This window comes from Agromyces humi (genome assembly GCF_009720255.1).
GTDB lineage: Bacteria > Actinomycetota > Actinomycetes > Actinomycetales > Microbacteriaceae > Agromyces > Agromyces humi.
This window is the reverse complement of sequence record NZ_WJSP02000091.1, coordinates 1-11,168: the sequence shown is the minus strand read 5'-3', so window position 1 is coordinate 11,168 and position 11,168 is coordinate 1. Positions and strand designations below refer to the sequence as shown.

Below are 11,168 nucleotides of genomic sequence, written 5' to 3'. Positions count from 1 at the left end.
GGCGCCGACCTCGAGGCGTGCGACGTCGATGGCGCCGTGGCGTTCGTCACCGTGCGGGTCCACGGGACCGGCCTCGACGTGCGGCGCGCCGCACGCGCCGGGCCCCCGGGCTCGACCGGCTGAGCTCAGTCGAAGACGGTCTCCACGAAGCGGTACTCCACGGCGGTCGGGCGGTCGTCGTCCTCCGCACCGAACTCGAGACCGGCAGCGCGGGTATAGATGTAGTGCTTGCCCTTGTCGGTGTTGAGCTCGAGACGAGGACGTGGGTCGCCGGTCTCGAGGAACGCGGTGGCGACCGTCTTGCCCTCGAGCGGACCGTCGATGAGTTTCGCGGTGTACGAGGTCGCGGAAGTGGTGTCCATGGCGTCATTCTCCTCCGCGGCCCGGGAACTGCAAGGGGTTGCGGGCGCGTCGCCCCACCCCCAGTTCGCGCTGCCCGGTGGGTGCACTCACGGTGAGGGTGTGTATGGTGTGGCTGTCGGCGGTCCGATCCACCGGCAGGCACACCGCTCGGGGGCGCGGCTCGAAAGTGCGTTGCCCCATTCATGGAACAGAGGAGTCTGGTGTCAGGCGCGAAGAAGTTGGTCATCGTGGAGTCGCCGACCAAGATGAAGTCGATCGCCCAGTACCTGGGCGACGGCTACCAGGTGCTGTCGTCGGTCGGCCACATCCGTGACCTCATCGAGCCGAAGAACCTGCCCGCCGAGTTGAAGAAGGGCTCGCTCGGCAAGTTCTCCGTCGACGTCGAGCACGGGTTCGAGCCGTACTACGTCGTCTCCGACTCGAAGAAGAAGACGGTCGCCGAACTGAAGCGCGCCCTCAAGGACGCCGACGAACTCCTCCTCGCAACGGATGAGGACCGCGAGGGCGAAGCCATCGCGTGGCACCTCCTCCAGGAGCTCAAGCCCAAGGTGCCGGTGCGCCGCATGGTGTTCCACGAGATCACCAAGGACGCCATCCAGAAGGCGAAGGACAACACCCGCGAGCTCGACACCGCGCTCGTCGACGCACAGGAGACCCGCCGTATCCTCGACCGTCTCTACGGGTACGAGGTGTCGCCCGTGCTCTGGCGCAAGGTCGGACCCGGCCTCTCCGCGGGGCGCGTGCAGTCCGCCGCCACCCGCCTGGTCGTCGATCGTGAGCGCGAGCGCCTCGCGTTCGTCGCCGCGGGGTACTGGGACCTCATCGGCCGCTTCGCGCCCGAGTCGTCCGACGAGGGCTCCGCCTTCGAGGCGCGCCTCGTCCGTCTGGGCGGCGAACGCGTCGCAACGGGCCGGGACTTCGACGATGCCGGCCGGCTCAAGGGCAAGGCCGTCGTGCTCGAGGAGCGCGTCGCCGAGGCGCTCGTGCACGCCCTGCGCGACGAGCGCGTCCAGCGCACGGTCTCGAAGGTCGAATCCAAGCCCTACTCGCGTCGGCCGGCCGCGCCGTTCACGACCTCGACACTCCAGCAGGAGTCGGCCCGGAAGCTCCGTCTCTCGGCGCGCGACACCATGCGCGTCGCGCAGTCGCTCTACGAGAACGGATACATCACCTATATGCGCACCGACTCCGTGTCGTTGTCGCAGCAGGCGATCACGGCGGCACGGGCGCAGGCGACGAAGCTGTACGGCGCGGACTCCATTCCCGACAAGCCCCGTCTCTACACCGGCAAGTCCAAGAACGCGCAGGAGGCGCACGAGGCGATCCGCCCGTCGGGGGAGGTGTTCCGCACGCCGTCCGAGCTGCAGAGCGTGCTCCGCGGCAGCGAGTTCAAGCTCTACGACCTCATCTGGAAGCGCACGGTCGCGTCGCAGATGGCCGACGCGAAGGGCCAGACCGCGACCGTCACCATCGAGGTCGGGCCGACTGCAGCGGATGCCCCGACCCCGGCCGAGGCATCCGTCAGCGTCGCGGGCACGATCGCGGAGTTCACCGCGAGCGGCACGGTCATCACCTTCCGCGGCTTCCTCGCCGCCTACGAGGAGAGCCGAGACGAGGAGCGCAACGCCGACGAGACCCCCGGCGAGGCGAAGCTGCCGCCGCTGAAGGAGGGCCAGTCGCTCGCGATCGCCGAGCTCGAGGCGAAGGGCCACGAGACCTCCCCGCCGCCGCGGTACACCGAGGCCAGCCTCGTGAAGCGGCTCGAGGAGCTCGGCATCGGCCGGCCGTCGACCTTCGCCTCGATCATCTCCACGATCCTCGACCGCGGCTACGTCACGCAGCGCGGCCAGGCGCTCGTGCCCAGCTGGGTCGCGTTCTCGGTCGTCCGCCTCCTCGAGGAGCACTTCGGCGACCTGGTGCAGTACGACTTCACCGCCGAGATGGAGGACGACCTCGACCGGATCGCATCGGGCGAGGCCGACCGGGTCGACTGGCTCAACGGCTTCTACTTCGGATCCGACACGCACCGGGGCCTGCGTCAGGTCGTCGACAACCTCGGCGACATCGACGCCCGCGAGATCAACTCCGTGCGCATCGCGCCCGACATCACCCTCCGCATCGGGAAGTACGGTCCCTATCTCGAGACCGCCGACCCCGATGCCGCCGACGACAGCATCCCTCGCCGGGTCAACCTCCCGGTCGAGCTCGCACCCGACGAGCTCACGGAGGCCAAGGCCAGGGAGCTGATCGAGGCGCCCGTGCAGACCGACCGCGTGCTCGGCGTGAATCCCGACAGCGGCAAGCAGGTCGTGGTCAAGGACGGGCGTTTCGGCCCGTACGTCACGGAACTCGATCCCGAGCCTGAAGCGGCGCCCGCGGCATCCGTCGACCAGGCGACCGGTGAGGTCATGGAGGCGGCCAAGCCGAAGCGGGCCGCGAAGAAGCCCGTGGCGGCGAAGCCCCGCACGGCCTCGCTGTTCAAGAGCATGCAGATCGAGGAGGTCGACCTCGACACCGCACTGAAGCTGCTCGATCTGCCGCGTGTCGTCGGACTCGACCCCGAGTCGGGCGAGGAGATCACCGCGCAGAACGGACGGTACGGCCCCTACCTCAAGAAGGCCGCCGACACCCGCACGCTCCCCAGCGAGGACGCGATCTTCGAGATCGACCTGCCGGGCTCGCTCGAGCTGTTCGCGCAGCCGAAGTACGGCGCCCGACGTGCGTCCAGCGCCCTCAAGGAGTTCGACAACGACCCCGTGAGCGGCAAGCCGATCAAGGTGAAGGACGGCCGGTTCGGTCCGTACGTCACCGACGGCACCACGAACGCGACGATCCCGCGGGCGGAGTCGGTCGAGGAGATCACCTTCGAGCGGGCCGTCGAGCTGCTCCAGATCAAGCGCGACAAGGGGCCTGCCGCCCCCCGCGCGAAGCGCTCCACGTCGACGGCTGCGAAGAAGGCGCCGGCGAAGAAGGCGCCCGCGAAGAAGGCGGCGAGCAAGAAGAGCACGGCGTGAGCCGGGGCGTCTTCATCACCCTCGAGGGTGGCGACGGCTCCGGGAAGACGACGCAGGCCGAGGTGCTCGGCCGATGGCTGCAGGAGGCGGGCCGCACCGTGGTGCGCACGCGCGAGCCCGGCGGCACCGAGGTCGGGGTCGAGGTGCGCGAGATCGTGCTCCACCACCGCGGCGACATCGCACCGCGGGCAGAGGCGCTGCTCTATGCCGCCGATCGGGCGCACCACGTCGCGACGCTGGTCAGGCCGGCGCTCGAACGCGGCGACGTGGTGATCCAGGATCGCTACATCGATTCGTCGGTGGCCTACCAGGGCGCCGGACGCGTCCTCGACCCCGAGGCCGTCCGCGGCCTGTCCGAGTGGGCGACCGAGGGCCTTCGACCCGACCTCACCGTGCTGCTCGACCTCGATGCGGCGGCCGCTCGCGGACGCCTCGACGAGGCGCGCACCCGCTACGACCGGCTCGAGGCCGAGGCATCCGAGTTCCACGATCGCGTTCGGGCGGCGTATCTCTCGCTCGCCGAGGCGGAGCCCGAGCGATTCCTCGTGGTCGACGCATCGCGCCCCGTCGACGAGATCGCCGGGGCGATCCGTGCTCGCGTCGCCGGCCTCCTCTGAGCGGCGCGACGGCGCGGATGGCGCGGTCAGGGGCGGAAGGTAGCGTGGACGTGTGAGCGTGTGGAGCGAACTGACCGGGCAGGACACGGCCATCGGCGTGTTCCGGTCGGCGGCCGAGTCCGCCGGCGGTACGTCGCAGCAGATGACCCACTCCTGGCTCATCACCGGGCCGCCCGGGTCGGGCCGGTCCAACCTCGCGTACGCCTTCGCGACCGCGCTGATCGCCGGGGACCCCGACGGCGATGAACCCACCCGCATCCAGGTCGAGGCGCGAAGCCACCCCGACCTGCACGTGCTCGCCACCGAGGGCGTCATCATCAAGCGCGACGACGTTCGCGAGATCGTGAAGCGCTCGCACTACGCCCCGTCCGTGGGTCGCCACCGGGTCATCATCGTCGAGGACGCGGACCGCATGACCGAGCAGACCTCGAACTTCCTCCTGAAGGAGCTCGAGGAGCCGCCCGAGCGCACGGTCTGGATCCTCTGCGCCCCGAGCGAGGCCGACCTCATCCCCACGATCCGCTCGCGCGTCCGCTCCGTGCGGCTGCAGATGCCCACCGTCGCCGAGGTCGCCGCGCTCCTCGTGCGCCGCGACGGCGTCCCTCCCGACCTGGCCGAACGCTCGGCCCGCGAGGCGCAGTGCCACATCGGCATGGCGCATCGGCTCGCCACCAGCGACGAGGCCAGGCAGCGCCGAGCCGAGACCCTCCGGCTCGCGCTCGAGGTGCGCTCGGCGGCGACCGCCGTGTCCACCGCTGCGAGGTTCCTGCAGATCGCGGGCGACGACGCCAAGGCGATCACCGAGCTCCGCGATGCCGAGGAGCGCGCGCACGCCCTGCACTCGCTGGGCCTCGCTCCGGGGCAGGCGGTGCCGGCCGCGCTTCGACCGCAGCTCAAGGCCCTCGAGGACGACCAGAAGCGACGGGCCACGCGCAGCCTTCGCGATGGCATCGACCGCATCCTCGTCGACCTCGCGTCGCTCTACCGCGACGTCCTGCTCGTCCAGTTGGGGGCCGATGTCGAACTGGTGAACCGAGAGCTGCTGCCGCAGATCGAGCGAGCGGCGGCATCGGCGTCGCCCGCGCGAACCCTGGCGACGCTCGACGCCATCCAGGCGGCGCGCGAACGCATCGAGGGCAACGTGCAGCCCGCACTCGCGCTCGAGGCGATGCTCGTCAGCGCCATCCGCACGTCCACCGAACGGGGAGCCGCATGACCTCACCACGCCCTACGGCCCGTTCCGGGACGCGGATGCGCCGCGCCCGCCGCGCCGGCGTCGTCGGAGTGCTGCTCGCCGGGTTGGTCGCGTTGACCGGGTGCTCGACCGACTTCCTCCGGCCGGCGCAGCCGGTCTCGACGCCCACCGGGGAAGACGTCGCCGAGGAGCTGCGCCCGTTCTACTCGCAGGTGCTCGAGTGGGAGCCCTGCGGCGACGGACTCGGCTGCGCCACCGCGAAGGCCCCGCTCGACTGGGAGAACCCCGGCGACGGCGAGGTCGAGCTCGCGCTCGTGCGGCACGTCGCCACCGGAGAGCGGATCGGGTCGCTGCTGGTCAACCCCGGTGGCCCAGGTGGTTCCGGATACGACTTCGTCACCGATTCCCTCGACTACGCGGTGGGACAGCCCCTGCAGGAGCACTTCGACGTGGTCGGCTTCGACCCTCGCGGCGTCGGCCGGAGCTCGGATGTCGCGTGCTACGACGCCGCCGAGATGGATGACTACCTCTACGGGATCGTGCCCGCGGAACGCGGCAGCGACGAGTGGATCGACCTCGTGGGAGCCGCGGCCGCCGACTTCGGGAAGGCGTGCAGCGAGCAGACCGGCGCCCTGCTGGCGCATGTCGACACGGTCAGCGCCGCGCGCGACCTCGACCTGCTGCGCGCCGTGCTCGGGGACGAGCAGCTCAATTACCTCGGATACTCGTATGGCACGTTCCTCGGTGCGACCTACGCCGACCTCTACCCCGAGAAGGTCGGCCGCCTCGTGCTCGACGGCGCACTCGACCCCGCGGCGAGCAACGCCGAGGTCAACGAGGTGCAGGCGGTCGGATTCGAGCACGCGCTGCACGCGTACCTCGAGAACTGCCTCACCGGCACGGAGTGCCCGTTCGAGGGGTCGGCCGACGACGCCATGGCCGAGGTCGGCCGCCTGCTCGCGTCCGTCGACGCCAGCCCGCTGCGCGGCTCCGATGGCCGCATGGTCGGGGCGGACACGCTGCTCACCGCCATCATCTACCCGCTCTACAGCGAGGAGTCGTGGCCGTACCTCGACCAGATGTTCGAGTCGGTGATGTTCGGCGAGGCCGACGTCGCGCTCTCCTTCGCCGACGCGTACAACGGCCGCGGCGACGACGGCACCTACCTCGACAACTCCACCGAGGCGTTCCGTGCCATCAACTGCCTCGACTACACCTACCAGTCCGACGTGGCCGCGATGCGGGCGGATGCCGCGGCCATCGCCGCCGCCGCGCCGGTCATCGGGCCGTACTTCGGCTACGGCGACCTGGGCTGCGTGAACTGGCCGTACCAGAGCGACCGCGTGCGCGAGCCCATCGCGGCGTCGGGCGCCGCGCCGATCCTCGTGGTGGGCACCACCGGCGACCCGGCGACGCCCTACGAGTGGGCCGTCGCCCTCGCCGACCAGCTCGACAGCGGCGTGCTCGTCACCTACGACGGCGAGGGGCACACCGCCTACAACAAGTCGAACGCGTGCGTGAACGACGCGGTGGAACGGTATCTCATCGACGGGACGGTGCCCGAGTCCGACCCCCGGTGCTGACGTGGTCAACGAGGCCGGAGAAACCCGCTAACATAGATTCTCGTGCCAGCCGGATCGCCCAGGCGAGACCGGATGCCACGCCGCCTTAGCTCAGTCGGCAGAGCGTCTCACTCGTAATGAGAAGGTCGTGGGTTCGATTCCCACAGGCGGCTCCAGTCACCCAGCGGTCCCGCGGGGCCGATCAGGAGCTGACGGAGACCAGTTCCTGAGTGCCTTGCACCTCGACCGCCCAATCCAGCTGCGGCTCGGGCAGCAGGCTCAACGTGCCCGTCATCCCGGCACCGTCGGCGAGTCTCTCCAACCACCCTCGGTTCAGGCTCGGCCGTCGATTGCCGGCGTAGACGAACTGCACCGCCGTCCGCGGCGACACCCACAACGTGACGAATCGTTTGTCGTCGGCCAGGTTCATCGCGAAGGACTCGTTCCGGCGGAGTTTGTCGATGATCACGACCTGCAGGTGAGCCAGCGTGCGGTCGTCGATCTCGACCTCTTGTTGGTCGTACACGAAGTAGCCCATCGTTGCCTCCTCGGCGGATCGGTGAAGCCCGAGAACATGCGGGCACCGGGAGGCGTAATGAAGCTCGAAGGGCAAACTCTACGACGGGACCAAGTACCTCCCGACGTTACGCCCGTGTCCCACCGAAAAGTGGGACCACGGGACGTGTGGTCGGAACCGGGTTCGGGCCTCGGGATCGCCCGCGTCGTGGTCGGGTCGCCGCTCAGAGGTCGAAGTCGTCGTACGCGGTCGGCATGGGCTCGGCGCTCGGCCGCACCCGCCCGCCTGACCGCCGGATCCGGATCTGCTCGCGGAGGTAGCTCTCCGCCGCGGCATTGTCGGGGTCGGCGAGATCGGTCTGCGTGGATTCAGCCAGAATGGCGGCCCCCTCGCTCAGAGCGAATTTGGCGGTGACCTTCTGGCCGTCGGAACCGTACGCGACGACGGTGACGCTGTCGGCCTGCCCGGCCTCGGCGAGCGCAGTGGAGTACTCGACGAGGAGATCGGCCACGTCGTCACCCACGAGGAGGCTCTTGTCGGCGAAGGTGAGGCGCATCATCTCGACGACGCTAGGCGCGGGGGTGCGCATGCCGCCAGGGGGTTGTGCGCGACGCCTCTCAGGTCATCGGGCTGCGCGGATGGCCGCCGCGTAGGCGTCGTACCCGGCCGGGTTCGGATGGAATGCGTCGGCGTTGGGCGGTGCGACGATCCACGGGCTCGCCGACCCGAGGCCGTGCCCTGCGAAGTCGTCGGTCACGTCGACGTAGACGAAGCCCGGACCGGCGGCGGCGACGGTCGCCTGTATCACCGCGTTCAGGGCGAGGACGCCAGCATTGACCACGCCCGCCTGCGGGAGTGCCGGGTCGAGGAGCAGCGGGTAGCCGGTCACCAGCACGGTCGCCTTCGGAGCCGCGGTCCGGATGGCCGCGAGGGCGCCTGCGAGGTCGGACGCCAGCATCGGGAGGTTCGCCTGTGCGGCGGCGACGGCGGCGGCGCACTGCTCGACGGTGCCGAACAGGCAGGCCGCGGTGACGGCCTCGAGCCCGAGGTCGTTGGCGCCGACGGTCAGCGTGACCAGCCGCGTGCGGAGGTCCAGTCCGCCGAGTTGGGTGGCGACGACGTCGTCGACCGTGGCGCCGACGCATCCGCGCAGCGACGCGTGGACGGTGAGGCCCGGGTCGGAGGCGAGGTCGGCCGCGTAGCCGTTGGGGCTCGTGAGGCAGGCGTCGAGGTAGTCGCCGCCGCCCACGCCCGCGGCATACGAGTCGCCGAGTGCGGCGTACGTGGCCTTGTCGGCCGTTGAGGGTCCGGGTTGGCCGCCGGGGGCGGCGATCGCGGGGAGGGCACCGAAGGCCGTCGCCGAGGCGACGAGGATCGATGCGCTGGCGAGCGTCGTGAGACGCCGGGTTCTCGACAGCATTGTCATGCACGGATGGTAGTGCGATGCCGCCCTGTCCGCCTGTCCCCGTTCGGGGCGCAGCGGGTCCCTGCGGGACGCGAGCGTGCTCGTCTCCCTGCGGGACGCGAGCGTGCTCGTCAAGGGGGGGGGCGGAGAAACATCCCCCGCACTATTCTTGCGGGGAAACGACCACGTCCCGATCGAGCGGTGGCGCCGAACAGGGAGGCACGGTGGGCAAACTCACCTACGATTCCACGTTGACCGTCGACTTCGACGACCGCGTCCTCGCGCATCTCCAACTCGTGATCGCCGCCAAGCTCCGACGCGGCGAGTCGTTCACCTTCAGCTGGCGAGACGATCCGGCGGTCGGCGACGGGCGGAGCGCACTGTGGATCCATCCGGCCATCCCGTTGTCGTTCAAGTACGCGGGCGGGCGCCAGCCGTCGATCAACCGGGCCTGGATCGAGGTGCTGATGAGTGCCGCCAACTCACCGAGCGGACTGCACCTGATCCCCGAGCCCGAGGACACCGTCCCGAGCGGAGAGCGGGAGCCGTGAAGCGCATCCAGATCATCTACGCGGGTCGCGACTTCTCCATCGGCGAAGAGGACTTCGAGGGCATGAAGGCCGCCATCGAGCAGGCGAACCGCGACGGGCGCGCCGTCTGGATCACCGTCAACCACGGGGAGGGGCGACCTCAGCCCGCCGAGCTGCTGATCGGCCCGGGCATCCCGGTCGCCCTCATGCCCGTCCCCGACGAGCCGCCCGTCCGCCAGCCCGACGGCGAGGGCACGGTAGGCACGTCCTAGGCCGGCACGGACACCATCCGGCCCTCAGACCTCGTCGGTCCAGTCGTAATCGACGGACGACTCGCGATCCGCGGCGTGGTTCGGCACCGGATGCATCGGCGCGAGCTCGGCGGTGAGGGCCTGCAGCCGCGCGACCACCTCGGGGTCCTCGATCTCGTCGTAACCCTCGGGATCCACCCGTTCGGTCACGAGCTGGCTGGCCGGCCCCACCAGGAAGCGCACCCGGCTGAGCCCCCCGTCGTCCTCGTGCCGGACGGGGATGTCGATGGTGCCCGCCGCGCTGCGCGTGGCCAACGCGGCCGCATAGGCGACGAGGGCCTGTGCGATCTCCGTGCCGGTGAGGAAATGGTCGCCCGCATAGTAGATCCGCTCCATACTCCACAGGTAGTGCACGCATGCCGCCCGATCAATCCCTTGACTCGATGGCTCTCGGGTGCGGGGTGCAGGCATCACGCCCCAACGCAGGCGCGCCATCCCGCCTTCGACGCCGCCACTAGGCTTGCGCCATGACGGAACGACTGCGCTGGGGCATCCTCGCGACGGGCGGCATCGCCCATGCCTTCACCCATGACCTGAAGCTCAACGGATTCACGGTGCAGGCCGTGGGTTCGCGTTCCCAGGAGTCGGCCGACGCCTTCGCCGCGGAGTTCGACATCCCGACCGCGCATCCGAGCTACGACGCCCTCGCCGCCGACCCCGAGGTCGACGTGGTCTACGTGTCCACGCCGCACCCCCTCCACGCCACCTCCGCCCGGATGGTCCTCGAAGCGGGCAAGCACGTGCTCGTCGAGAAGCCCTTCACGGTGAACGCCCGCGAGGCGCAGGAGCTCGCCGACCTGGCCGCCGAGCGGGGCCTGCTCGTCCTCGAGGCCATGTGGACGAGGTACCTGCCGCACATGGCGCGGATCCGGCAGATCATCGCCGACGGCACCCTCGGCGACGTGCGCACGCTCATCGCCGACCACACGCAGAAGCTCTCCGACGACCCGGCGCACCGCATCAACGCGCTCGAACTCGGTGGCGGCGCCCTGCTCGACCTGGGCATCTATCCGGTGTCGTTCGCCTGGGACCTGTTCGGCGCGCCGCAGACCATCCAGTCGACGGCGACGTTCAAGGCCACGGGCGCCGACGCCCAGATCGCCAACCTCTTCGGATACGACGGCGGAAGGGTCGCGTCCCTCCTCTCGGCGAGCGACACCCTCGGGCCGAACACCGCGGCCGTGCTCGGCACGCTGGCCAGGATCGAGATCGACCGGGTCTGGTACACGCCGACCTCCTTCCGCGTGGTCGCCGCCGACGGCACCGTGATCGAGGAGTATCGCTCCGAGGTCACGGGTCGGGGCATGCACTTCCAGGCTGAGGCCCTCGAGCGCCTGGTCTCCGAGGGCAACCTGCGCGGCGACCTGCTCCCGATCGACGAGACGGTCGCCATCATGGGTACGCTCGACGCCATCCGCGAGCAGATCGGGCTGCGCTACCCGGGCGAATGACGGGTCGCCGGAGTCGCACGGCACTCGGCTCGCGTTCGGGCATCGGTCAGGTTCCGCTCCGGGCCGCCGCGTACAATTCCCCGGATGACCGACGAGACGGATGCCGCGGGCGAGCCCACGACGTCCGGCGACCCCGTCGCGCCGGACGGCTCGACGCCGTCCGATCCGCCCGTCGGGGGCGCGCCGAGCGCCCCGACGTCGGT

The 11,168-nt window shown here is 70.3% G+C and carries 12 protein-coding genes and 1 tRNA gene; 8 read left to right on the top strand and 5 right to left on the bottom strand.

Annotation, left to right across the window (positions count from 1 at the left end):
* Positions 1-125 precede the first annotated feature (125 nt).
* A complete protein-coding gene (locus GH736_RS09910) occupies positions 126-362 on the bottom strand; it encodes a hypothetical protein (RefSeq protein WP_159602713.1) in 237 nt (78 codons plus the stop codon).
* A 201-nt stretch (positions 363-563) separates the two neighbouring features.
* Here GH736_RS09910 and topA point away from each other — a divergent pair, with 201 nt between their 5' ends.
* From topA to GH736_RS09885, 5 genes are all read left to right on the top strand, one after another.
* Positions 564-3,377, top strand: coding sequence for a type I DNA topoisomerase (gene topA, locus GH736_RS09905; protein WP_159602711.1), 2,814 nt, complete (start codon positions 564-566; stop codon positions 3,375-3,377).
* Positions 3,374-3,994, top strand: coding sequence for a dTMP kinase (gene tmk, locus GH736_RS09900; RefSeq protein WP_159602709.1), 621 nt, complete (start codon positions 3,374-3,376; stop codon positions 3,992-3,994). The genes topA and tmk overlap by 4 nt, the downstream gene beginning before the upstream one ends.
* Positions 3,995-4,046: 52 nt before the next feature.
* Positions 4,047-5,210, top strand: coding sequence for a DNA polymerase III subunit delta' (locus tag GH736_RS09895; RefSeq protein ID WP_159602707.1), 1,164 nt, complete (start codon positions 4,047-4,049; stop codon positions 5,208-5,210).
* The gene (locus GH736_RS09890) at positions 5,207-6,772 is read left to right on the top strand and encodes an alpha/beta hydrolase (RefSeq protein WP_159602705.1); all 1,566 of its coding nucleotides are present in this window, start codon (positions 5,207-5,209) and stop codon (positions 6,770-6,772) included. Before GH736_RS09895 ends, GH736_RS09890 begins: the two co-directional genes overlap by 4 nt.
* A 79-nt stretch (positions 6,773-6,851) precedes the next feature.
* Positions 6,852-6,927, top strand: a tRNA-Thr gene (locus tag GH736_RS09885).
* Positions 6,928-6,953: 26 nt separating this feature from the next.
* Here GH736_RS09885 and GH736_RS09880 read toward each other — a convergent pair.
* The 3 genes from GH736_RS09880 to GH736_RS09870 all read right to left on the bottom strand — a co-directional run bounded on the left by GH736_RS09880 (position 6,954) and on the right by GH736_RS09870 (position 8,694).
* The gene (locus GH736_RS09880; RefSeq protein WP_159602703.1) at positions 6,954-7,289 is read right to left on the bottom strand and encodes a DUF7882 family protein; all 336 of its coding nucleotides are present in this window, start codon (positions 7,287-7,289) and stop codon (positions 6,954-6,956) included.
* A gap of 202 nt (positions 7,290-7,491) precedes the next feature.
* Positions 7,492-7,827 carry a hypothetical protein gene (locus GH736_RS09875; protein ID WP_159602701.1) on the bottom strand — a complete coding sequence of 112 codons (336 nt, stop codon included), beginning with the start codon at positions 7,825-7,827 and terminating at the stop codon, positions 7,492-7,494.
* A gap of 63 nt (positions 7,828-7,890) precedes the next feature.
* Positions 7,891-8,694 carry an SGNH/GDSL hydrolase family protein gene (locus GH736_RS09870; RefSeq protein ID WP_159602699.1) on the bottom strand — a complete coding sequence of 268 codons (804 nt, stop codon included), beginning with the start codon at positions 8,692-8,694 and terminating at the stop codon, positions 7,891-7,893.
* Between the two features lie 203 nt (positions 8,695-8,897).
* Here GH736_RS09870 and GH736_RS09865 point away from each other — a divergent pair, with 203 nt between their 5' ends.
* Positions 8,898-9,224: a DUF7882 family protein gene (locus tag GH736_RS09865; RefSeq protein WP_159602698.1), complete on the top strand. Its 327-nt coding sequence runs from the start codon at positions 8,898-8,900 to the stop codon at positions 9,222-9,224.
* Entirely contained in the window at positions 9,221-9,475 is a 255-nt protein-coding gene (locus GH736_RS09860) for a hypothetical protein (RefSeq protein WP_159602696.1), read from the top strand. The genes GH736_RS09865 and GH736_RS09860 overlap by 4 nt, the downstream gene beginning before the upstream one ends.
* A gap of 24 nt (positions 9,476-9,499) precedes the next feature.
* Here the strand turns inward: GH736_RS09860 and GH736_RS09855 are convergent, their stop codons facing one another.
* A complete protein-coding gene (locus GH736_RS09855; RefSeq protein ID WP_159602694.1) occupies positions 9,500-9,850 on the bottom strand; it encodes a hypothetical protein in 351 nt (116 codons plus the stop codon).
* A 131-nt stretch (positions 9,851-9,981) separates the two neighbouring features.
* On the opposite strand from GH736_RS09855, the gene GH736_RS09850 reads away from it, so the two are divergent.
* Complete coding sequence (locus tag GH736_RS09850; RefSeq protein WP_159602692.1) at positions 9,982-10,965, top strand: Gfo/Idh/MocA family protein; 984 nt, start codon at positions 9,982-9,984, stop codon at positions 10,963-10,965.
* Positions 10,966-11,168: the final 203 nt, after the last annotated feature.